The organism is Streptomyces sp. IBSNAI002 (genome assembly GCF_052244475.1).
Taxonomy (GTDB): domain Bacteria; phylum Actinomycetota; class Actinomycetes; order Streptomycetales; family Streptomycetaceae; genus Streptomyces.
The window spans coordinates 2,165,566-2,187,387 of the sequence record NZ_JBQPXG010000002.1 but is presented as its reverse complement, the minus strand read 5'-3'; the positions used below and the strand labels follow the sequence as shown (position 1 = coordinate 2,187,387).

Below are 21,822 nucleotides of genomic sequence, written 5' to 3'. Positions count from 1 at the left end.
GGTACACGAAGGCTCCCCCCGGGGAACCCGGGGGGAGCCTTCACACGTGACGTGTCAGACGACGATCAGGTAGATCCCGTAGGACACGGCCGCCGCGCAGAGCGCGAAGCAGGCGTAGGCGCCGCTGCGGGCCAGGGTGGCCGCGCCGCCCCGCTCGGTGGCGGCCTCGTGCTTGGACAGGCCCACCAGGCCGAGGGTGAACAGGGCCACGAGGGCGACGGTGGCGGAGAGGCTGACCCCGAACACGGAGCCGAGTGCTTCCCAGTCGATCTTCATACCGCTGATTCCTCTGTCGTTCTCGGGGTCAGACCGCCGCGGCCGGAGCCGCAGGCGTCGCGGTCGAGGCCGGGATGGTGGCCTTGAGGTCCTCGTCCGTCACCGCGGCGGTGGTACCGGCGGCGGCGGTGGTCGGCGGGACGGTGACGGCCGCGATCGCCGTGGTGACGACACCCGCCTCCGCGGTGGCGTCCGCCGGCGCGTCGTCTACCTCGTTGACGTTGGTGTGGTCGACGACCTGACGGCGCGAGACGAGCCAGATGGCGAGGCAGGAGCCGATCAGGAACACCGTGACGGCGGCGATGCCGATGTCACCGGTGCGCATGACCAGCTCGGCGCCCGCGGAGACGAGGGCCGCGGCCGGCAGGGTCAGGCCCCAGGCGATGAACATGCGGGTCGCGGTGGACCAGCGGACCACACCGCCCTTGCGGCCCAGGCCCGCACCCATGACCGCGCCGGAGCACGAGTGGGTGGTGGAGAGCGAGAAGCCGAGGTTCGAGGAGGCCAGGATGACGGTGGCGGCCGAGGTCTGGGCGGCGAAGCCCTGCTGCGGCTGCAGGTCGGTCAGGCCCTTGCCCATGGTGCGGATGATGCGCCAGCCGCCCAGGTAGGTGCCGAGCGCGATCGCGACACCGGCGGAGAGGATGACCCACACCGGCGGGTTCGCGTCGGGCGCGATCGCGCCGCCGGCGATGAGCGCCAGGGTGATGATGCCCATCGTCTTCTGCGCGTCGTTGGTGCCGTGCGCGAGGGAGACGAGTCCGGCCGAGGCGATCTGGCCGGCGCGGTAGCCCTTGGCCGAGGTCTTCTCGCCGACCTTGTTGCCGAACTTGTAGGTGACCTTCGTGGCCAGCATCGCCGCGAGACCGGCGACGAGCGGGGCCGCGATCGCCGGGATGAGCACCTTGGTGACGAGCGTGTCGCCGTTGACCGCGCCGAGGCCGGCCGAGGCGACCGCGGCACCGATCAGGCCGCCCATCAGGGCGTGCGAGGAGCTGGAGGGCAGGCCGACCAGCCAGGTCAGGAGGTTCCAGAGGATCGCGCCGACCAGGGCGGCGAAGATCACCTCTGGCTGGATGCCTTCCTCGTTGACCAGTCCCTTGGAGATCGTCTTGGCGACCTCCACGGACATGAAAGCGCCGACGAGGTTGAGCACGGCGGACATGGCCACCGCCGTCTTGGGCTTGAGGGCGCCAGTGGAGATGGTGGTGGCCATCGCATTGGCTGTGTCGTGGAAACCGTTCGTGAAGTCGAACACGAGAGCGGTGATGATCACGATCCCGAGGAGAAGCGTTATGTGCTCCATTTACCCAGGCTTCTGTTTGACGTCAGTGGCTCGGCGACCGTAGGCAACCTGGATGAACGGAAGGTGAACTGACGCGGACCTAATGGTGTCCCCGCGCCGGGCATGATCGGGTCATTCATCCCGATTCTGACGTAAGAGTCTCGATAAATGCACGTCAAAGCGGGGTGAACGAACCCCTCCGCGAGGGAGCTCAGGCAGGTCGGCCGACCCGCCCGGGGTGCCGAAAGAGAGCTAGATCACCTCCCTGCCGGTCCCTGCCGGCCGTGGTCGGAACGATCGCCTCCGGTGGCCCGCCGAAGCCCGCGCCTCGACACTGGAGCCGTGCGTACCGCGACAGCGACGGCAGCGGCCGTCACCACGAGCCTCCTGGGCGCCGGCGTGGCCGCGGTCGCGGCCGGCCGGTACGCCGCCGGCGCGGCCCTGCGGCCCGAGCCCGGGCACCCGCTGCCGGGCAGCCCGCGCCTGAGCGTCCACTCCGCCGACGCCGGCCGGGTCGTGCTGACCCTCCCCCGGCCCCCGGCCGGGGGCGCCCCCGGGCTCGGCGCCCTGCGCCCCGGTACGTACGGACTCGACGCCCCCGGCGTGCACGCCGTCGTCGGGTCCGTGCTCCCCGACGCCGAGCACGACCCGGACACCGTCGTACGCCGCCTCCTCGCCGTCACCCACGGCAGCCTCCACCCCGGCACCCGCGTCACCCTGACCCCCCAGGTCCACCTCGGGAACCCGCGCACCGCCCTCGGGCTCGAGCACGCCGACGTGGACGTCCCCGGGGAGCTCGGCGCGCTGCCCGCCTGGTTCGTGCCCGGGGCCCGCGACACCTGGGTCATCACCGTGCACGGGCTCGGCTCCGGCCGGGAGCACCCGATGGTGGTCATGCCCTTCCTGCACCGGCACCGGCTGCCCGTCCTGGACCTCGCCTACCGCGGTGACCTCGGCGCCCCCGCCTCCCCGGACGGCCTCGGCCACCTCGGCGAGTCGGAGTGGCGGGACCTGGACGCCGCCATCCGCTACGCCCTGCGCTACGGCGCCCGCCGCGTGATCCTGCACGGCTGGTCCACCGGGGCCACCATGGCCCTGCGCGCCGCCGAACGCTCGGCGCTGGCCGGCCGGATCTCCGGGCTGGTGCTGGACTCGCCCGTGCTCGACTGGCACGCGACCCTGCGCGCGCTCGCCGCGGCACGCCACACCCCGGGCCCGGTGCTCCCGCTCGCGGTACGGGCCGCCGAGAGCCGCGCGGGACTGCGCGCCGACCACCGGCCGCCCCTGGCCGACCCGGGCGCGCTGCGCGTCCCCGTCCTGGTCTTCCACGGCCCGGACGACACCCTCGCCCCCTGGGAACCCTCGCTGCGGCTCGCCGCCGCCCGTCCCGACCTCGTCACCCTGCACACCGTGCGCGAGGCGGGCCACGGCGCCATGTGGAACGCCGACCAGGCCGGTTACGAGGAGGCCCTGCGCCGCTTCCTCACCCCCCTCATGTGACGCCTCGGGTCACCTCTCATACGACCGCTCGTGTGACCGCTCCTCCGGCCCTTCTTCCGGCCTTTCGCACGGCCGTTCATGTGAAGGGGATGTGGCGACCGGAGACCTGCGGGTGAGTTGCCCCGGTCTGCACCTCGGGGCTGCCTTGGAAACGGCTGGTTCCGTTTGGGCTTTCGGCCAGTGACGGGCGAGACTGCTTCCGTGACGTCCCGAAAGCCTGATGAGCAGTTGGCTCGCGACTCCAGACTCCGCCTCGTCTACCCGAGGTCCGTCAGTACGGCACGCAAGGCGGTGACGGACCGGCGCACCCGGCCCGCCCCGAGGCCCCCGGCGGGCACCCCCGCCACGGCCGACCTCGCGAACCGGGCACGGGCCTCGCTCGCCGACGCCGTACGCCTGACCCGCTGGGCCGAGCTCAACCTCGGCGCCGGCGACGGGGGCAGCCCCGCCCCCACCGGCGCCCTCCGCCCGCAGGACGTGGAACGCGCCGCCGGGGAACTGAACCTGACGCACGGCCAGATCAGGGTCGGCTGGGACCGCGCCCGCCTCGCCGGTCTCGTCGAGGTGCACGGCGGCCACGCCCGGCCCGGCTGGCGCCTGCGCGCCTGGGACCGCGACGACACCGCCGTACTGCGCGGCTGGGTCGCCCTCTTCGACGCCTGGTCCCTCGTGCACCCCGCCCCCGCCGACATCGCCCCCGCGGCCGTCGCCGAGGTCGTCGAGGCGATGCCCCAACTGCTGTCCCTGCTCCAGCTCTCCGCCGGACCGGTGACCGTCCCCGACCTCCTCGACCTCCTCGGGCAGCGCGTCACCGAACTGCGCGACGAGCGGTGCGAGGTCCCCTACGACACGGAGCCCGCGGCCGCCCGGACGGACGAGCCGGGCACCTCCGCCGCCGCTCCCGCCCCGGCCCCGCTGGCCCGGCTGCTGCGCTGGGCGCTCGGCGGACTCGCCGCCGTGGACGCCGTCACCCTCGGACCCGCACGGGCCGCGCTCACCCCGCTCGGCAGCTGGGCGGTCTGGGTCAAGCTGGAGCAGATCTGCGTGGCCGCGCAGAGCCCCGCCGGGAACATCGAGCAGTCCGCCGCCGCGATGCTGCACGGCTGCGCCCGGCTCACCCCGGGCCCGGCCCGCGCCGAGTACCAGGCCTGGCTCGCGGCCCGGCCCGTCCGGCACGCCGTCAGCGAGCTCCTGCACGCCGCCCGCGGCGAGGACGCCCTGCTGCGCGGCCTCGCCTTCGAGGCGCTGCGCGTGGTCGGCGCCCCCGCCGAACCCGAGGTGCGCGCCGCCGTACGGGAGCCCGCCCTGCGCCCCTACGCCCTGCTCTGGCTCGCCGAGCACGACGGGGTCGATCCCGACGAGGCGCAGGACGTCCTCACCGCCGAGGAGTCGACCTGGCTCTGGGTGGACACCGCGGCCGCCATCGCCGACCACGGCGAAGCCGACCTGCTGGCCCGCCACCTCGACTCGGCCGTCCGCACCACCGTGCCCAGGCTGCTGGACGAGGTCCGCGCGGTCGGCCACCCGCGCACCGTGCAGGTCCTGGTCGCACTGGCGGCCGCCCATCCCGACCCCGCCCTCGCCAAGGCGGTCCGCCGGGCCGCCTTCCAGGTCCACACCGGCGGCGCGTAGCCCCGTACGGCCGGGGGGACGTACCCGCCGCGGGTCTCAGACCTGCGGCGCGTACGTCCCGAAGCTCCAGATGTTGCCCCCGCCGTCCCGGGCCATGTAGTCGCGGGAGCCGTAGTCCTGGTCGGTGGGCTCCATCAGGATCTCCGCACCGTGCTCGACGGCCCGGCGGTGGTGGGCGTCCACGTCCTCGACGACGACGTAGACCCCCGAGGGCCCGGCCTCGCCCATGGCCTTGTCGAAGACCCCGCCGGTGCCCTTGCTGCCGAGCATCACGACGCCGTTGCCGTAGGCCAGCTCGGCGTGCACCACGGCGCCGTTCTCACCCTCGTACACCGCGACCTGGCTGAAGCCGAAGGCCTCGGTCAGCAGCTTGATGGCCGCCTTCGCGTCGCGGTAGACCAGCGTGGGGCAGATGGACGGAACGCCTGCCATGACGATCACTCCCTCTCGTGACGGTGACCCACGTCACAGCATGGCAGGCCTCGCCGACAGTCAGCGGAAGGTGTTGCACTGGGCCATGTCGCCGGTGCGGTAGCCCTGGTAGAACCACTGCTGGCGCTGCTCGGCCGACCCGTGCGTCCAGGACTCGGGGGTCACCCGGCCCTGGACCTTCTCCTGGATCCGGTCGTCGCCGACCGCCGCCGCCGCGTCGAGGCCGTCCCGGATGTCCTCGTCGGTGAGCTGGGTGATCAGCGGCCGGCCGGTGGACTCGTCCGGGGTGCGGGTCGCGTTGTGCGCCCACACCCCGGCGTAGCAGTCGGCCTGGAGCTCGACCTTGACGGCGTTGCTGGCCGCGCCCTGCCGCCCGTCCTGGGCCCGCTGGAGCGTCCCGGTCAGGTTCTGGATGTGGTGCCCGTACTCGTGGGCGATCACGTACGCCTGCGCGAAGGGGCCGCCGCTCGCGCCGAACTTCGTCCGCAGGTCGTTGTAGAACGCCAGGTCCAGGTAGACCCGGCGGTCGGCGGGGCAGTAGAAGGGGCCGACGGCCGAGGTCGCCGCCCCGCAGGCGGTGTTCACGCGGTCCTTGAAGAAGAACGTGGTCGCGGGGGTGTAGGTGCCGCCGCGCCGGGTGAACTCCTGCCGCCAGAAGTCCTGGGTGCTGTTGACGACGGCGACCAGCCGGCAGTCCTCCCGGGCGTTCGCGTCCCGCCCCTTCTTGCAGGTCTGCTCCACCTGGCTGACGGAGGACGCGGCGGGCGCCGGCTCCGTATCGCCGGAGGACAGCCCCAGCTGCTCGGGCCCCACCCCGAAAAGGAGGCCCATGACGAGCGCGATCAGCCCGACGATGCCGCCGCCGATCGTGGCCCTCCCGCCCGGGACGCGGCTGCCGCGCACGTCCTTGACCTCGGAAGTGTCCAGATTGGCGTCGTCGTCGAACTGCATGCCGCACCGCCCTCCACTCGTGGGACCAGCCAGCGGGGCCGCGTGGCCTCCCCTGCGGCGAGTATCAACCCATTCATCCCGTTGTGCGTCCCGGCCCGCCGGTGCGCCCCATGGGCCGTACGGGGGACACCGGGGAGGGGGCCCGCGGCGCCCATCGGCCCGGAAACCAGTTGCACAGCCCCGGTAGAATGACTCCCATGGCAAATCTCCTCGCGGATTAGCGGCGTCGAAGTCTCGCGTCCTGCCCCCCTTCCGCCGTCCCGACCGCCCTGGAGCATTTCCGTGATCACCGCCACCGGTATCGAGCTGCGCGCCGGCGCCCGCATCCTCATCGAGTCCGCTTCCTTCCGCATCGCCAAGGGCGACCGCATCGGCCTGGTCGGCCGCAACGGAGCGGGCAAGACCACCCTCACCAAGTGCCTCGCGGGCGAGGGCCAGCCCGCGGCCGGCACCATCACCCGCTCGGGCGAGGTCGGCTACCTCCCGCAGGACCCGCGCACCGGCGACCTCGACGTCCTGGCCCGCGACCGGATCCTGTCCGCCCGCGGTCTCGACGTCCTGATCAAGAAGATGCGCATGAACGAGGAGCGCATCGCCACCGGCGCCGGCGCCACCCGGGAGAAGGCGCTCAAGCAGTACGAGCGCCAGGAGACCGAGTTCCTCACCAAGGGCGGGTACGCCGCCGAGTCCGAGGCCGCGACCATCTCGGCCGCCCTCAGCCTCCCGGACCGGGTCCTCGGCCAGCCGCTGCACACCCTCTCCGGCGGTCAGCGCCGCCGCGTCGAGCTCGCCCGGATCCTCTTCTCGGACGCCGACACCCTGCTCCTCGACGAGCCCACCAACCACCTCGACGCCGACTCGATCGTCTGGCTGCGCGACTACCTGAAGAACTACCGCGGCGGCTTCGTCGTGATCTCCCACGACGTCGACCTGGTCGAGACCGTCGTGAACAAGGTCTTCTACCTGGACGCCAACCGGTCCCAGATCGACGTCTACAACATGGGCTGGAAGCTCTACCAGCAGCAGCGCGAGGCCGACGAGAAGCGCCGCAAGCGCGAGCGCCAGAACGCGGAGAAGAAGGCCGCGGCCCTGAACTCGCAGGCCGACAAGATGCGCGCCAAGGCCACCAAGACCGTCGCCGCGCAGAACATGGCCAAGCGCGCCGACCGGCTGCTCGCGGGCCTGGAGGCCGTCCGCGTCTCCGACAAGGTCGCCAAGCTGCGCTTCCCGGACCCCGCGCCCTGCGGCAAGACCCCGCTGACCGCCGAGGGCCTGTCGAAGTCCTACGGCTCGCTGGAGATCTTCACCGACGTCGACCTGGCCATCGACAAGGGCTCCCGCGTGGTCATCCTCGGCCTCAACGGCGCCGGCAAGACCACCCTGCTGCGCCTGCTGTCGGGCACCGAGAAGCCCGACACCGGCACGGTCGTCCCCGGTCACGGCCTCAAGCTCGGGTACTACGCCCAGGAACACGAGACCCTCGACCCCGAGCGCACGGTCCTGGAGAACATGCGCTCCTCCGCGCCCGACCTCGACCTGGTCGCCGTACGCAAGACCCTCGGCTCCTTCCTCTTCTCCGGGGACGACGTGGACAAGCCCGCCGGGGTGCTCTCCGGCGGTGAGAAGACCCGTCTGGCCCTGGCGACGCTGGTCGTCTCCTCGGCGAACGTGCTGCTGCTCGACGAGCCCACGAACAACCTCGACCCGGCCAGCCGCGAGGAGATCCTGGGCGCGCTGCGCACCTACAAGGGCGCGGTCATCCTGGTCACGCACGACGAGGGCGCCGTCGAGGCGCTGGAGCCGGAGCGGATCATCCTGCTGCCGGACGGCGTCGAGGACCTGTGGGGTCCGGATTACCGGGACCTGGTCGCCCTCGCCTGATCCACCTCGCCTGATCCAATTCCTTATGGATCATTCGGCTCAGGGGTGATCCATCATCTGAGTGAGACGGTCTCGTACCGCTGCGCGTCGTACGACGGCCCCGGCCGCGCTCGCATGAGTGCGCGACCGGGGCCGTTCGTCTGCTCGGCTCCCGCCCCTGACCTGGCGATTCCCCATGAGGGCGGCGGAGTGTGACGGAGGTCATGCGGCGGAAGAGAAGATTCCGTTCTGCTCGGGTGTCCACCCCTCGAGAAATGCGGTCGTACCGACCTTGCGGAATGGGTGGCCAGGAAGCGTGGGAGGGGTGATCATGAGAAGTCCAGAGCGCACTTCCCACGAGGAGGCACGGGTGGCCGAGACTCTGAAGAAGGGCAGCCGGGTAACCGGCGCCGCGCGCGACAAGCTCGCGGCAGACCTGAAGAAGAAGTACGACTCCGGTGCGAGTATCCGGGCGCTGGCCGAAGAGACCGGCCGGTCCTACGGATTCGTCCACCGGATGCTCAGTGAGTCCGGGGTTTCGCTGCGCGGTCGCGGTGGCGCGACGCGGGGCAAGAAGGCGGCTACGGCCTGACCCCGGACCCAACGGTTCCGACGCTCGAACGTTCCACAGGCTCCACATGGTCCGACGTTTCCTCCGGTGACCCCCGGTCGACCGCCCGGTCGACTGGGTGGTTACTGTGCAGTCACTTAGGCCGGCTTTGCGGCCGACTGCACACCGGAGGCATACAGATGACTCTGCTCGACAAGGACGGCGTACGACTCACCGTCGACGACTCGCTCGCCACGGTGACACTGACCAATCCGGCCAAGCGAAACGCCCAGTCCCCCGCGCTCTGGCGGGCTTTGGCGGAGGCCGGAAGGTCGTTGCCGGGCACCGTCCGGGTCGTCGTGCTGCGCGGCGAGGGCAAGTCCTTCTCCGCCGGGCTCGACCGGCAGGCGTTCACCCCCGAGGGTTTCGAGGGCGAGCCGTCCTTCCTCGACCTGGCACGCGGTTCGGACGAACTGCTCGACTCCACGATCGCCGAATACCAGGAGGCGTTCACCTGGTGGCGGCGTAACGACATCATCTCCGTCGCTGCGGTGCAGGGGCACGCGATCGGCGCCGGCTTCCAGCTCGCGCTCGCGTGCGACCTGCGCGTGGTCGCCGACGACGTGCAGTTCGCCATGCGCGAGACCAGCCTGGGTCTGGTGCCCGACCTGGCCGGCACCCAACCGCTGACCTCGCTGGTCGGCTATGCCCGTGCGCTGGAGATCTGCGCCACGGGCCGCTTCGTGCACGCCGAGGAGGCCGAGCGGGTGGGCCTGGCCAACCTCGTGGTCCCCGCCGACGAGCTCGACGCCGCCGTCCAGGACCTCGCCACCGCACTGCTGGCACCGCCGCGGGACGCCGTCATCGAGACCAAGGCGCTGCTCCGCGCCGCCCAGTCCCGGCCGTACGACGACCAGCGCGCCGCCGAGCGCGCCGCCCAGGCCCGCCGGCTGCGCGACCTGGCCGGGCTCTCGGACTGACCGCGCCGCCGTCGCCGGGGGCGCTGCCCCCGGCGCGGGGCGGAGCCCCGGATCCTTGCGCCTCGTCGGCGTCGTCCTGCGGCGGGGGCGGCCCCGCGCGCTTACCGTGGTGCGGAGTGAGTGTCCGTACGCGCGAAGGGACATGCGATGACCGAATCCGCATCGGGCGGCCCCGGCAAGGCTCCCGCCGACCGGGGCCGAACCTCCATCGCCGACGGAGTGGTCGAGAAGATCGCCGGACTGGCCGCGCGCGAGGTGGTCGGCGTACACGCCATGGGCAGCGGCAGCGGGCTCTCCCGTACCTTCGGCGCCGTCCGGGACCGCGTCCCCGGCGGCGCGAAGGCCTCCGTCAGCCGTGGGGTCAAGGCTGAGGTCGGCGAGGTCCAGACCGCCCTCGACCTGGAGATCGTCGTCGACTACGGCGTGTCGATCAGGGACGTCGCCCGGGCGGTCCGGGAGAACGTCATCTCGGCGGTCGAGCGGATGACCGGCCTGGAGGTCGTCGAGGTCAACATCGCGGTCAGCGACGTCAAGCTGCCCGACGAGCCCGACGACGAGCCGGAGTCCCGGCTCCAGTAGCCGAGAGGAGCCACGCAATGAGCATGGCGGTCGCAGGCCTGTTCGCCGGCATGGCCCTGGCCTTCGCCGGGTACTTCGGCGGCTTCGGAGCCTTCCTGCTGGTGGCGGCGCTCGGCACCATCGGCTTCGTCGCCGGCCGGTTCCTCGACGGGGACCTGGAACCCGGGGACCTGTTCCGGCGCCGCGACGACCGGCGCGGGTGAGGCGCCGATGAGCGGCATCCCGCCCAAGGCCGGCCCGCCCGCGCCCGGCCGCCGCGACGCCACCCCGTCCACGGCCGCTCCGCCCACGGCCGCCCCGCCCCGGGCCACCGCGCCCCGGGTGGACCCCGCCGACCGGGGGGCCACGCGCATCGCCGACCGGGTCGTCGCCAAGATCGCGGCCCAGGCCGCCCGGGAGGCACTCGCCGAGCCGCCGCCGGGCCGGGCCGCGGCCCCGCACGCCACCGTCACCGTGCACCACGACATCGCCCGGGTACGGGTGAGCCTGGAGCTGGACTACCCCTCGGACCTCGGCGCCCAGTGCGCGGCCGTACGCCAGCAGGTCGCCCAGCGGATCGAGCAGTGTGCGGCGATGTCCGTACCCGAGGTGGACATCGACATCGAGCACCTGCACTCCACGCACGTCCGGCCCGTCGCCGGACGGGACCGGCGGCTGCGGTGACGGATACCACCTCCCGGGCGCCCGACGCCCCCCGGACCCCGTACGCACCCCGCGCCCGCCGGTTCCGCTCCGCCCGCCGCGTGCCGGCCGCGCTCACCGCGCTCGCCGTCCTGGGGGTGGCGGGGCTCTTCCTGTACGACCTGGCCGCCGTGCGCGCCGGCCGGCCCGGCATGGGCTGGCGGCGCGAGCTCGCCCGGCAGCTGGACCGGCAGACTCCGGCGGACCTGGGCGTGCTGTTGGGCGGCGGGGTCCTGGCCGTCGCCGGGGCGCTGCTCCTGCTGCTGGCGCTCGCTCCCGGACTGCGCGGGATCCTGCCGATGCGGACCCCGGACACGGACAAGGACGCGGACGCGGGCGCCGGCGACGCGGGCGCGGACACCGGGCTGCGCGCCGGCATCGGGCGCAAGGACGCGGCGCAGGTGCTGCGGGACCGGGCCATGGAGGTGTCCGGGGTGCGGTCGGTCCGGGTGAAGGTGGGCCGCTCCCACGTCGGGGTCCGGGCCACCTCGCACTTCCGCGAACTGGACGACGTACGGGCCGACCTGGACGCCGTGCTCGCCGTCGGCATCGGGGAACTCGGCCTCGCGCACCCGCCGCACCGGCGCGTCCGGGTCAGGAGGTGACGGGATGCTCGGGGTGGTGAACCGGATCCTGCTGGCCGTCTCGGGCCTGGTCCTGCTCGCGGCCGGTGCCTCGGTGCTCGCGGCCGCCTGGCCGCTGGCCGGCCGTCACGCGCCGCTGCTCACCGAGGAGGCCCGGCGCAGGTACTGGCACGCCGAGGGCTGGTGGTGGTGGGCGGTGATCGCCGGCCTCGGCCTGGGCGTGCTGCTGTCGCTGTGGTGGCTGCTGTCCCAGCTCAGGCGCGCGAGGCTGCGGGCCGTGGAGGTCGGCACCGGGGACGGGGCGTTCGCCCTGCTGCGGGGGCGGGCCCTGGAGGAGGCGGTGGCCGCGGAGGCCGGCGCCCTGGACGGGGTCGCCCGCTGCCGGGTCGTGCTCCGCGGCCGCCGGGGGTCGCCCGCCCTGCGCATCGCCCTGGAGCTGGAGCCCCACGCCGTCCCGGCCGATGTGCTGGCCGCCCTCGCGGGCCCGGTCCTGACCCACGCCCGGGCCTCGGCGGGCCTCGCCGGACTGCCGGCGGAGGCCCGCCTGAAGGTGACGACCCACAAGGCCCAGCGCGTCACCTAGCCCGGGTAGGCCGAGGAGACCGGGTAGCCCGTGGAGGCCGGGCAGGCCGCGCGTCGCCAGGCCCCCCGGGTCAGAAGCCGTGCCGGGAGCCGCCGTCGACCGGGAGCATGACGCCCGTCAGGTACGAGGCCGCCGGGGAGAGCAGGAAGGCCGCCGTACGGCCGAACTCCTCCGGGGCGCCGTAGCGCCGCAGCGGGATCCGGGACTCGTTCCCGGCGCGGGCCGCCGCCGCGTCCCCGGACAGCGCGTCGAGCTCCCGCACCCGGTCGGTGTCGATCCGCGCCGGGAGCAGACCCACGACCCGGATCCCGCGCGGGCCGAGCTCCACCGAGAGGGACTTCGCGAAGCCGGCCAGGCCCGGGCGCAGGCCGTTGGAGATGGTGAGGCCCGGGATCGGCTCGTGGACCGAGCCCGACAGGACGAAGCCGATGACCCCGCCCTCGCCCAGCTCGGCGGCGGCCGCCCGGGCGAGGCGGACCGCGCCCAGGAAGACCGACTCGAAGGCCGCCGTCCACTGTTCGTCGGTGTTGTCCAGCGCGGAGCCCGGGGCGGGGCCGCCGACGCTGATGAGGATGCCGTCGAGGCGTCCGAAGCGCTCGCGCGCGGTCGCGATGAGCCGTCCGGCCGCCGCCGGGTCGGCGTTGTCGGCGGCCACCGCGACCACGTCCGGGCCGAGTTCGGCCGCGGCGGCGGCCGTCCGCTGCTCGTCGCGGCCCGTCAGGACGACGCGCGCGCCGTCGGCGGTCAGTTCCCGGGCGGCCGCGAAGCCGAGTCCGCGCGTGGCCCCGGTGACGATGTAGACACGGTCCTTCAGTCCAAGATCCATGCCGACACGCTACGCCGTCGCGGGCTCCCGTTCGCCGTCGGATCCGGATACGGATCCGGATCCGGCCGCCTGTTCCTCGCGCTCGCGCTTCTCGCGCCGTACGAGGACCACCCAGCCGACCGGGACCGCGGACGCGAACAGCCACCACTGGACGGCGTACGCCATGTGCGCGCCGATCGAGTCGTGGTCGGGCTCCGCCACCGGCTGGGGGCTGCCGTCGGCCGGGGCCGGTGAGGTGAGTTCCAGGTAGCCGCCGAGTACGGGCCTGCCCAGGTACTGCGCCTGCTGGGTGCTGTTGATCAGCATGACCTGGCGGTCCGGCAGGCCCTTGCGGTCCTTGATGCCGCTGCTGCCGCTGGTCTCGTCGGCCTTCAGGCGGCCGGTGACCGTGACCTCGCCCCCGGGGGCGGCCGGCACCGGCGGGTACGCGCGGGGGTCGTCGCCGCCGGGGACCCAGCCCCGGTTGACGAGCACGGCCCGGCCGTCGCCCAGGACGAGCGGGGTCAGGACGTGGAAGCCGACCTTGTCGTCGTTGTCGGTCCTCATCCGGACGACCACCTCGTGCGCGGTGTCGTACGTGCCGGTCGCGGTGACCGCCCGCCAGAAGTCCGCGCGGGGGACCCGGTGGCCGGGGGAGGTGACCTCCGTCATGGGGACCGGCTTCGCCCGCAGGTTCCGCTCGATCAGCCCGTTCTGCGCGACCCGGTGCTCATGGCGGTGGAACTGCCAGAACCCCAGCTTGATCATCACGGGGATGAGGACGAGGGCGATGAGGGTGAGGCACACCCACTGCCGGGTCAGCACAAAGCGGTACACGCCCACGACGGTACCCCCAGCGGATCGGCCCCGGGCGGCCGGGTGGCCGTCCGGGGCCGGGTGGGCGGCGGGTCCGGGGGCGGAGGGTGCGGGACGCGGTGTCAGACGTGGTCCTTGACGCCCACCTTCCCTTCCGCACGGGCGCAGTGCGCCCCGCAGAACCACTGCCCCTCGACCTCGACGCCCTGTCCGATGATCTGGACCCGGCAGTGCTCGCAGATGGGCGCCATGCGGTGAATGGCGCAGGAGAAGCAGTCGAAGACGTGCACGGCGCCCTGCGCGTGCACCTCGAACGACATGCCGTAATCGTTTCCGCAGACCTCACAACGTGCCATGCGCCGCATGCTGCGCACGGCGGCGGACAGGAACAAGATCCACCGGGGTGAGTCGCCGCGCCGGCACCCGCCCGGAGCAACCGGACTCAGTCCGCGGTGCGGTCCGCCGTGCGGTCCGTGGTGCCGGACGGGGCGCCGTCCTCCGCCGCTGCCGCCACGTCCCGCAGCAGCTGGGTGAAGGCGGCCTCGTCGACGACCGGCGTGCCGAAGGACTTCGCCTTGACCGTCTTGGAGGTCGCCGAGTCCGGGTCGTTCGTCACCAGCAGGCTGGTGAGCCGCGACACGCTCGTCGCGATGTGCAGGCCCGCCTCGACCGCGCGGTCCTCCAGCAGCTCCCGGTCCACGGAGGTGTCGCCCGAGAAGGCGATCCGCATGCCCTGCTTCAGCGGACTGCCGTCCTCGTAGCGCCCCGGGTTCGGGTGCGGGCACGGCGGCCGCTTGCGCGAGGGCCGCCAGCCGCCGCCCCGGTAGGAGGCCTGGTAGCCGACCCGCGGGGTGGCGGGGGAGTCGGACCACTCCGTCAGCGGCCGGCATTCCAGCAGGGGCAGCCGTACGCCGTCCCGCGCGGCCGCGTGCAGCGACGGACGGAACGCCTCCGCCAGCACCCGGGCGTCGTCGAGCGCGTGGTGCGCGCGCTGCTGGACCACGCCGAAGTGCGCGGCGAGCGACTCCAGCTTGTGGTTGGGCAGCGGGAGGTTCAGTTCCTTCGACAGGGCGATGGTGCACAGCCGCTGACGGACCGGCGCGGTCTCGGCGGCCCGCGCGTACTCCCGGGCGATCATCTGCCAGTCGAAGATGGCGTTGTGCGCGACCAGCACCCGGTCGGCGAGCCGGCCCGCGAACTCCTCGGCGATGTCCTTGAACAGCGGTGCGTCGCCGAGCATGTCGCTGGTGATCCCGTGGATCCACACCGGCCCGGGATCGCGCTGCGGGTTGACCAGCGTGTACCAGTGGTCCTCCACATTGCCCTGTGCGTCGAGCCGGTAGACGGCGGCGGAGACTATCCGGTCGTCGCGAGCGAGTCCGGTGGTCTCCACGTCGACGACCGCGTACCCCTGCGGGTAGGCGGTCGGCCACGTCGTCTCTGCGGTCGTACGGTCGTCGAGCATGGTCACAGAGGATATCGGCCCCGACCGACAGCCGTGGCCGCGATGCCCCCGCCCCGACCGGGTCCCTAGCGCGGCGCCCGGCGCGGCACCTCGCGCACCGGCGGTGCGAGCAGGGCGCGGACCAGGGCCTGTACGGAGAAGAGGAACAGCCGTTCCGGGTCGGCCGGGCGGGCCAGCGCGCGGGCGAGCGCCGGATCGTGGGGGGCGTCCACCGGGTCCCAGAGCTCGCTCTCGGCGGGGGACTGGGCCGGTGCGCGCTCGCGATTGCGCTCGACGAGGAGGAAGCCGACGATCTGGAACTGGATCGCGCGCACCGCGTCGGCCGCCCGGGTGCCGCGCAGTCCCGCCGCGTGCACCTCGTGCACCAGGGCCTGCTGCGCCGGCAGGAACATCCGCTCGGTGAGCCCGCGTTCGTGGACCATCGCGATCAGGTGCGGGCGCTCGCGCAGTTCGTGGCGCAGGGTCCGCGCCACCGACAGGATCCGGTCGGCCGGGGTGCGGCCGGCGGGCCGTATCGCGCCCATCTCCTCGACGGTCCGCCGTACGAGGGCGTCGAGCAGCGATTCGCGGTTGCCGACGTGCCAGTAGATGGAGGTCACCGCGGTGCCCAGCTCGGCTGCCAGTTTGCGCATGGTGAGGGCGGCCGGGCCGTGCTGCTTGACCAGGGACGCGGCGGCGTCCAGCACCTCGTCGCGGGTCAGCGTGCTTCTGCCCATGGATCCGGCCACCCATCTGTCGATCCGTCAGTTCTGGTGCGTGCAGGGGTCTTTACCCTTCATCGTCGGCGGTGTAACTGTGTTACAGAACCGAACGAGAGGTGGTGCGGGACATGGCACGCGTACGGTACGGAGCGCGCACCGAGGCCGAGATCGCGGCGTCGCGCGAGAAGAGTTCCAAGCTCCCCGACATCTGGTCCACCGGTGTGGTGGCCGTCTGGGAGAGCGACCCGGACGTGGTGGCGGCGGTCCTGCCCCCGCCGCTCAAGCCGGCCGACCGCCCGCTCGTCCGGGCCAACATCAGCAAGGTCGACCTCCCCGGCTACCCCCTCGGCGCCGGCTCGGTGGCCGTCGCCGCCCGGCACGACGGGGTCCAGGGCTGGTACCCGCTGGTCATGCCGATGACCCACGAGCGCGCCCTGGTCGGCGGCCGCGAGGTCTTCGGGGAACCGAAGAAGCTGGGCGAGGTCACCGTCGAGCGCGAGGGTCTGGTGGTGCGGGCCGCACTCGCCCGGCACGGCATCGCCTTCGTCGAGGTGCGCGGGGCCGTCGACCGGGAACTGCCGCTGCCCGAGCCCACCCGGAAGACCGACTTCTACTTCAAGTTCCTGCCCGCCGTGGACGGTTCGGGGTTCGACGCCGACCCGGTGCTCGTGCACTGCACCCGGAACGAGAAGGTCCGCAAGCTGGAGCACATCACCGGTGACGTGGTGCTCCGCGAGTCCATGTTCGATCCCGTCGCCGACCTCGCCGTCCGCCGGCTCGTGGAGATCACCATCGGCGAGAAGACCACCGATCAGCACGGCCGGGTCGTCGAGCGGGTCAGCGCCCAGGCCCTGCTCCCGTACATCCACCAGCGCTACGACGACCCGATGCAGATCCTGGACGGGCCGCCCGAGGGGAGTGTGTGACATGCGACTCGAACCGGGACAGGTGGCCGTCGTCACCGGAGCCGCCGGCGGGATCGGCCTCGCCATGGCCCGCCGCTTCGCCGCCGAGGGACTGAAGGTCGTCCTCGCCGACGTGGAGGAGGGCGCCCTGCGCAAGGCCGCCGACGACCTCGTCGCGGACGGGGCCGAGGTGCTCGCCAGGCTCGTCGACGTCAGCGACCGCGACTCCGTGGTCTCCCTCGCCGACGCGGCGTACGAGGCCTTCGGCGCGGTCCACGTGCTCTGCAACAACGCGGGCGTCGGCTCGGGCGCCGAGGGCCGGATGTGGGAGCACGAGCCCAACGACTGGAAGTGGGCCTTCTCCGTCAACGTGTGGGGCGTCTTCCACGGCATCCAGGCCTTCGTCCCCCGCATGATCGCCGCCGGCGGGCCGGGACACGTCGTCAACACCTCCTCCGGGGACGGCGGCATCGCCCCGCTCCCCACCGCCTCCGTCTACGCCGTCACCAAGGCGGCCGTGGTCACCATGACCGAGTCCCTGTACGCCCACCTCAGGGCGGAGGGCGCGGCCGTCGGAGCCTCCGTCCTGTTCCCCGGACCGCACATGCTGCGCACCGGACTCTGGGAGTCCCACCGCAACCGGCCCGAGCGGTACGCGAAGCAGCGCCCGCGCAAGACCCCGTACCGCAGCCTCGACCAGTACGAGGCCGCGATGAAGCAGGCCGGCCACGAGGTGAAGTTCACCCCGGTCGAGGAGGTCGCCGAGCACGTCGTCGACGGCATCCGGGCCGACCGCTTCTGGATGCTCCCGGCCGGCGAGCACAGCGACCGGCAGATCCGCGCCCGGTCGCAGTCGATGCTCGACCGCGCCAACCCCGCCTACCTGGAGAGCTTCATCCTCGACTGAGGAGCGTCTGACGTGAGTGACACCCCGTACGAAGACCCGTACCTGATCATCTCCTCCGACTGCCACGCGGGCTTGCCCACCGAGCGGTACCGCCCGTACCTCGACTCCCGCTTCCACCCCCAGTTCGACGAGTTCCTCGGCCAGCGCGACGCGCGCCGCGAGGAGGCCACCCGGCTCGGCGTCCGCAACGAGGCCTTCGCCGAGAAGTGGTTCCACGACCACGAGGAAGGGCTCAAGGGCGGCTGGGACTCCACCCAGCGGCTCAAGGAGCTGGACGGCGACGGCGTGGCCGCCGAGGTCGTCTTCCCCGACGCGGACGCCGTCGACAGCCAGACCGCGGCCCCCTTCGGGGTGGGCCTGGGCCTCTCCGGCGACCAGGACCCCGAACTGGGCATGGCGGGCGCGCAGGCGCACAACCGCTGGCTCGCTGAGTTCGTCGGGCAGAACCCCGAGAGGCACTGCGGGGTCGCGCTCCTCCCCATCACCGGGGAGCCGGACAAGGTCGTCGCCGAGATCCACCGGGCCAAGGAGTCCGGGCTGGGCGCGCTGATGATCCCCTCCATGTGGGTGGACAAGGCTCCCTACCACGACCGCCGCTACGACCCGGTCTGGGCGGCCGCCGCCGAGACGGCGATGCCCATCGTGACCCACTCGGGGGCCGCGCCCCGCCACGAGTACGGCGACCACCTCGGCATCTACGTCTCCGAGGTCACCTGGTGGCCCGCCCGGCCGCTGTGGTTCCTGCTCTGGTCCGGGGTCTTCGAGCGGCACCCGGGCCTGAAGTTCGGCGTGGCCGAGTCGGGCTGCTGGTGGCTGCCGAACCAGCTGTGGTTCATGGACCGCCTCTACCTCGGCGCCCACGGCGGCAAGAAGCTCTCGCCCTTCGCGGAGCTGAAGCGCCCGCCGAGCGAGTACCTGGACCGGCAGGTCTTCGTCTGCGCGACGAACACCAAGCGCCGGGAACTGGCCCAGCGCTACGAGATCGGCGTGGACAACATCCTGTGGGGCTCGGACTTCCCGCACCCCGAGGGCACCTGGCCCGACACCCGGAACTGGCTGCGCAAGACCTTCCACGACATTCCGGTGGCCGAGACCCGCCGGATGCTCGGGCTGGCCGCCGCCGAGGTCTTCGGCTTCGACACGGACAAGCTCGCACCCGTCGCCCGCCGGATCGGCCCCACCCCGGCCGAGCTGGGCCAGTCCCCGGACCAGGCGGCGGTGGAGGCCTCCTGGGCCCGCTCCCGCGAGGTGGGCCGCCACTGGCTGACCGACAACGAGTTCCCGGTGCTGGGGGTGTCGCGGTGACGGAGGACCGCTACACGGTCATCTCGGCGGACTGCCACGCGGGTGCCGACCTGCTCGACTACAAGCCGTACCTCGAGAAGCGCTACCACGACGAGTTCGACGCCTGGGCCGCCACGTACGTGAACCCGTACGAGGACCTCCTCGCGGACACCGCCGACCGGAACTGGAACTCGGCGCGGCGGCTGGCGGAACTGGAGGCCGACGGCATCGTCGCCGAGGTCGTCTTCCCCAACACCATCCCGCCGTTCTTCCCCAAGGCCTCCTTGATGGCCCAGCCTCCGACGGCCGCGGAGTACGAGATGCGCTGGGCGGGCCTCCAGGCCCACAACCGCTGGCTGGCGGACTTCTGCGCGGACGCGCCGGGCCGGCGGGCGGGCGTGGTGCAGATCCTGCTCAACGACGTGGACGCGGCGGTGCGGGAGATCCGCCGCACGAAGGAGGCCGGCCTCACCGGCGGCATCCTGCTGCCCGGCGTCCCGCCCGGCTCCACCGTCCCGGAGCTGTACTCGGCGGTGTACGACCCGATCTGGGCGGTGTGCGCGGAACTGGACGTGCCGGTCAACCACCACGGCGGGTCGGCCTCGCCGCCCCTGGGGGACGAACCGGCCGCCCGCGCGGTGTTCATGGTGGAGACCACCTGGTTCTCGCACCGCGCCCTGTGGCACCTCATCTTCGGCGGCGCCTTCCGCCGCAACCCGGGCCTCAGGCTGGTCCTGACGGAGCAGGGCTCGGGCTGGATCCCCGGGGTGCTGGAGATGCTGGACTACTACCACGGCCGGCTGGTCGCGGCCTCCGCGACGGCCGAGTCCAAGTTCGGGGCGGGCCTGGCCGATTCGATGGGCAAGGGCCCGGGCCAGGTCTGGCGCGACAACTGCTTCGTGGGGGCGAGCTTCATGCGCCCCCACGAGGTCCCGCTGCGGGAGCGGATCGGCCTCGACAAGATCATGTGGGGCGCCGACTACCCCCACGACGAGGGCACCACCCCCTTCTCCCGCGAAGGCCTCCGCATCGCCTACGCGGGCCTCCCGCGGGCCGAGGTCGCCGCGATGGTGGGCGGCAACGCGGCCCGCGTCTACGGCTTCGACCTCCCGCTGCTGGACGCACTGGCGGCGAAGCACGGTCCCCTGGTCACGGAGATCGCCGAGCCCCTGGCCCGGATCCCACCCGAAGCCACCAGCCCGGCCTTCGCCAAGGGGGGATCGGTCCGGGTCTGGTGACGTGTCCCGGCGGGGAGGCTTCGGGTCCGGCCGGACCCGAAGCCTCCCCGCGCCGGCGAACCATCGGTAACCCCGACGGATACCGATCGGTAACAACCCCTAGCGGCATCCCTGAGACCGCCTCTATGGTGCGCACATGCCGAACCTGCCCGATGTCGTGCTGTGGTCCATACCCGCCTTCGTGCTGCTCACCGTCATCGAGGTGGTCAGCTACCGGCTCCATCCCGACGAGGACGCCGCCGGGTACGACACCAAGGACGCCGCCACGAGCATCACCATGGGGCTCGGCAGCATCGGGTTCGACCTGCTCTGGAAGATCCCGGTCGTCGCGGTGTTCACCGCCGTCTACGAACTCACCCCGCTGCGGGTGCCGTTCCTGTGGTGGACCGCCCTGCTGATGCTGCTCGTGCAGGACTTCCTCTACTACTGGCAGCACCGCCTCCACCACGTCATCCGCATCCTGTGGGCCTGCCACGTGGTCCACCACAGCAGCCGGCGGTTCAACCTGACCACCGCCCTGCGCCAGCCCTGGACCAGCGCCACCACCTGGTGGTTCTACCTGCCGATGGTGGCCCTCGGGGTGCATCCCGCGGCGATCCCCTTCTGCTACGGGATCAACCTGCTGTACCAGTTCTGGGTGCACACCGAGCGCATCGGGAAGCTGCCCCGCGCCTACGAGTACGTGTTCAACACCCCCTCCCACCACCGCGTCCACCACGCCTCCCAGGGCGGGTACCTGGACCGCAACTTCGGCGGGATCCTGATCGTCTGGGACCGGATGTTCGGGTCCTGGGTGGGGGAGACGGAACGGCCCGTCTACGGGCTCACCAAGAACATCGGCACGCACAACCCGCTGCGCGTGGCCACCCACGAGTACGCGGCCATCGCGCGCGACGTCCGCGCCGCGAGCAGCTGGCGCGAGCGCGCCGGGCGGGTGTTCCGCGGACCCGGCTGGCAGCCCGCCCCGCAGGCCGCCGCCCCGCAGGCCGCCGCCCCGCAGGCCGCCGCCCCGCAGGCCGCCGCCCCGCAGGCCGCCGCCGCGCCGGCTCCCGCCGCGTCCGCCCCCGCCGCCCCGGAGTCGGAGCACGCCGCGTGAGCGCCGCCGAGTCCCGTACGCCGTCCTGGGCGCGCCCCGTACCCGCGGGGGGCGCCGCCGCCTCCCGGGTGCTGCTGGGCGCCCTCGCCGCGGCGGCCGCCGTCGACCTCGGTTCGCTCCTCGCCGACTGGCACCTCGGGCACGTCCTCGCCAAGCCGCTGCTGATGCCGCTGCTGGTGGCGTACGTGATCACCCGCGGGGCGCCCGGCCTGCTGGTCGCGGCCCTGCTGTTCGGCTGGGGCGGGGACCTCGCCCTGCTCTTCGACGCCGAGGCGGCCTTCCTGGTCGGCATGGGCTCCTTCGCCGTCGGGCACGTCTGCTACCTCGTGCTCTTCGGCCGGCGCGCCGCCAATCCGCTGCTCGGCGGCGCGTACCTGCTCGCGCTCCTCGGCACCGTCGGCCTGATCTGGCCGGACCTCCCCGCCGACCTGCGCATCCCCGTCGCCGGCTACAGCCTGCTCCTCACCGCGATGGCCTTCCGCTCCAGCGCCCTCGGGCTGCGGGCCGGGATCGGCGGAGCGCTGTTCCTGATCTCCGACACGCTCATCGCGACCGGGGTCGCCGACTGGCCGCAGCTGCCCCGGCCCGACTTCTGGATCATGGCGACGTACCTGGCCGCCCAGTACCTGCTGGCCACGGGCGCGCTCGCCGCGGCGCAGGCGTACCGTAGGCAGGTCATACAAGACTGAACGATCTAGCCGGAGGACAGCAC

25 protein-coding genes are annotated in these 21,822 nt (G+C 72.9%); 16 read left to right on the top strand and 9 right to left on the bottom strand.

Translation table 11 applies throughout. The annotated features are described in order from the left end of the window. Positions 1-54: 54 nt before the first annotated feature. Both ACTVZO_RS10655 and ACTVZO_RS10650 read right to left on the bottom strand, forming a co-directional pair. Positions 55-276, bottom strand: coding sequence for a hypothetical protein (locus ACTVZO_RS10655; RefSeq protein ID WP_384220875.1), 222 nt, complete (start codon positions 274-276; stop codon positions 55-57). Between the two features lie 28 nt (positions 277-304). Continuing rightward, positions 305-1,582: an inorganic phosphate transporter gene (locus tag ACTVZO_RS10650; protein WP_443298142.1), complete on the bottom strand. Its 1,278-nt coding sequence runs from the start codon at positions 1,580-1,582 to the stop codon at positions 305-307. Positions 1,583-1,903: 321 nt separating this feature from the next. Between ACTVZO_RS10650 and ACTVZO_RS10645 the strand changes: the two genes are divergently transcribed. Together ACTVZO_RS10645 and ACTVZO_RS10640 are read left to right on the top strand one after the other, a co-directional pair. After that, positions 1,904-3,061 carry an alpha/beta hydrolase family protein gene (locus ACTVZO_RS10645; RefSeq protein WP_443298141.1) on the top strand — a complete coding sequence of 386 codons (1,158 nt, stop codon included), beginning with the start codon at positions 1,904-1,906 and terminating at the stop codon, positions 3,059-3,061. Positions 3,062-3,262: 201 nt separating this feature from the next. Next, positions 3,263-4,693 carry a hypothetical protein gene (locus tag ACTVZO_RS10640; RefSeq protein ID WP_443298140.1) on the top strand — a complete coding sequence of 477 codons (1,431 nt, stop codon included), beginning with the start codon at positions 3,263-3,265 and terminating at the stop codon, positions 4,691-4,693. 36 nt (positions 4,694-4,729) lie between these two features. Here the strand turns inward: ACTVZO_RS10640 and ACTVZO_RS10635 are convergent, their stop codons facing one another. Continuing rightward, a complete protein-coding gene (locus tag ACTVZO_RS10635) occupies positions 4,730-5,125 on the bottom strand; it encodes a VOC family protein (RefSeq protein WP_443298139.1) in 396 nt (131 codons plus the stop codon). A 60-nt stretch (positions 5,126-5,185) separates the two neighbouring features. Then, positions 5,186-6,076 carry a KPN_02809 family neutral zinc metallopeptidase gene (ypfJ, locus tag ACTVZO_RS10630; protein ID WP_443298138.1) on the bottom strand — a complete coding sequence of 297 codons (891 nt, stop codon included), beginning with the start codon at positions 6,074-6,076 and terminating at the stop codon, positions 5,186-5,188. Positions 6,077-6,358: 282 nt separating this feature from the next. Here ypfJ and ACTVZO_RS10625 point away from each other — a divergent pair, with 282 nt between their 5' ends. From ACTVZO_RS10625 to amaP, 8 genes are all read left to right on the top strand, one after another. Next, the gene (locus ACTVZO_RS10625) at positions 6,359-7,957 is read left to right on the top strand and encodes an ABC-F family ATP-binding cassette domain-containing protein (RefSeq protein ID WP_385066646.1); all 1,599 of its coding nucleotides are present in this window, start codon (positions 6,359-6,361) and stop codon (positions 7,955-7,957) included. Between the two features lie 349 nt (positions 7,958-8,306). Next, the gene (locus ACTVZO_RS10620) at positions 8,307-8,528 is read left to right on the top strand and encodes a helix-turn-helix domain-containing protein (RefSeq protein WP_030010789.1); all 222 of its coding nucleotides are present in this window, start codon (positions 8,307-8,309) and stop codon (positions 8,526-8,528) included. A 158-nt stretch (positions 8,529-8,686) separates the two neighbouring features. Next, a complete protein-coding gene (locus tag ACTVZO_RS10615; protein ID WP_443298137.1) occupies positions 8,687-9,466 on the top strand; it encodes an enoyl-CoA hydratase/isomerase family protein in 780 nt (259 codons plus the stop codon). Positions 9,467-9,613: 147 nt separating this feature from the next. Then, positions 9,614-10,045: an Asp23/Gls24 family envelope stress response protein gene (locus tag ACTVZO_RS10610; protein ID WP_443298136.1), complete on the top strand. Its 432-nt coding sequence runs from the start codon at positions 9,614-9,616 to the stop codon at positions 10,043-10,045. 17 nt (positions 10,046-10,062) lie between these two features. Beyond that, entirely contained in the window at positions 10,063-10,248 is a 186-nt protein-coding gene (locus ACTVZO_RS10605; protein ID WP_384220896.1) for a hypothetical protein, read from the top strand. 7 nt (positions 10,249-10,255) lie between these two features. Next, complete coding sequence (locus tag ACTVZO_RS10600; RefSeq protein WP_443298135.1) at positions 10,256-10,708, top strand: hypothetical protein; 453 nt, start codon at positions 10,256-10,258, stop codon at positions 10,706-10,708. Beyond that, positions 10,705-11,331, top strand: a complete 627-nt coding sequence (locus tag ACTVZO_RS10595) for a DUF6286 domain-containing protein (RefSeq protein WP_443298134.1) — start codon at positions 10,705-10,707, stop codon at positions 11,329-11,331. The genes ACTVZO_RS10600 and ACTVZO_RS10595 overlap by 4 nt, the downstream gene beginning before the upstream one ends. Positions 11,332-11,335: 4 nt before the next feature. Further along, complete coding sequence (amaP, locus tag ACTVZO_RS10590) at positions 11,336-11,893, top strand: alkaline shock response membrane anchor protein AmaP (protein WP_443298133.1); 558 nt, start codon at positions 11,336-11,338, stop codon at positions 11,891-11,893. 70 nt (positions 11,894-11,963) lie between these two features. On the opposite strand, the gene ACTVZO_RS10585 is transcribed toward amaP, so the two are convergent. The 5 genes from ACTVZO_RS10585 to ACTVZO_RS10565 all read right to left on the bottom strand — a co-directional run bounded on the left by ACTVZO_RS10585 (position 11,964) and on the right by ACTVZO_RS10565 (position 15,695). Further along, positions 11,964-12,719 carry an SDR family oxidoreductase gene (locus ACTVZO_RS10585; RefSeq protein WP_443298132.1) on the bottom strand — a complete coding sequence of 252 codons (756 nt, stop codon included), beginning with the start codon at positions 12,717-12,719 and terminating at the stop codon, positions 11,964-11,966. 9 nt (positions 12,720-12,728) lie between these two features. Continuing rightward, positions 12,729-13,535: an SURF1 family cytochrome oxidase biogenesis protein gene (locus tag ACTVZO_RS10580; protein ID WP_443298131.1), complete on the bottom strand. Its 807-nt coding sequence runs from the start codon at positions 13,533-13,535 to the stop codon at positions 12,729-12,731. Positions 13,536-13,636: 101 nt separating this feature from the next. Further along, complete coding sequence (locus ACTVZO_RS10575; RefSeq protein WP_362302298.1) at positions 13,637-13,870, bottom strand: hypothetical protein; 234 nt, start codon at positions 13,868-13,870, stop codon at positions 13,637-13,639. 86 nt (positions 13,871-13,956) lie between these two features. Further along, positions 13,957-14,985 (bottom strand): DEDDh family exonuclease, encoded by a 1,029-nt coding sequence (locus tag ACTVZO_RS10570; RefSeq protein ID WP_443298130.1) that lies wholly within the window; start codon positions 14,983-14,985, stop codon positions 13,957-13,959. Positions 14,986-15,044: 59 nt separating this feature from the next. Continuing rightward, positions 15,045-15,695 (bottom strand): TetR/AcrR family transcriptional regulator, encoded by a 651-nt coding sequence (locus ACTVZO_RS10565; protein ID WP_443298129.1) that lies wholly within the window; start codon positions 15,693-15,695, stop codon positions 15,045-15,047. 113 nt (positions 15,696-15,808) lie between these two features. On the opposite strand from ACTVZO_RS10565, the gene ACTVZO_RS10560 reads away from it, so the two are divergent. From ACTVZO_RS10560 to ACTVZO_RS10535, 6 genes are all read left to right on the top strand, one after another. Then, positions 15,809-16,606 carry an acetoacetate decarboxylase family protein gene (locus tag ACTVZO_RS10560; RefSeq protein ID WP_443298128.1) on the top strand — a complete coding sequence of 266 codons (798 nt, stop codon included), beginning with the start codon at positions 15,809-15,811 and terminating at the stop codon, positions 16,604-16,606. Position 16,607: 1 nt separating this feature from the next. Next, complete coding sequence (locus ACTVZO_RS10555) at positions 16,608-17,492, top strand: SDR family NAD(P)-dependent oxidoreductase (RefSeq protein ID WP_443298127.1); 885 nt, start codon at positions 16,608-16,610, stop codon at positions 17,490-17,492. Between the two features lie 12 nt (positions 17,493-17,504). Next, positions 17,505-18,797, top strand: coding sequence for an amidohydrolase family protein (locus ACTVZO_RS10550; protein ID WP_443298126.1), 1,293 nt, complete (start codon positions 17,505-17,507; stop codon positions 18,795-18,797). Continuing rightward, positions 18,794-20,014 carry an amidohydrolase family protein gene (locus tag ACTVZO_RS10545; RefSeq protein ID WP_443298125.1) on the top strand — a complete coding sequence of 407 codons (1,221 nt, stop codon included), beginning with the start codon at positions 18,794-18,796 and terminating at the stop codon, positions 20,012-20,014. Before ACTVZO_RS10550 ends, ACTVZO_RS10545 begins: the two co-directional genes overlap by 4 nt. A 136-nt stretch (positions 20,015-20,150) precedes the next feature. Next, a complete protein-coding gene (locus ACTVZO_RS10540; RefSeq protein WP_443298124.1) occupies positions 20,151-21,110 on the top strand; it encodes a sterol desaturase family protein in 960 nt (319 codons plus the stop codon). Next, positions 21,107-21,799 carry a lysoplasmalogenase gene (locus ACTVZO_RS10535; protein ID WP_443298123.1) on the top strand — a complete coding sequence of 231 codons (693 nt, stop codon included), beginning with the start codon at positions 21,107-21,109 and terminating at the stop codon, positions 21,797-21,799. Before ACTVZO_RS10540 ends, ACTVZO_RS10535 begins: the two co-directional genes overlap by 4 nt. The last annotated feature ends 23 nt before the right edge of the window (positions 21,800-21,822 follow it).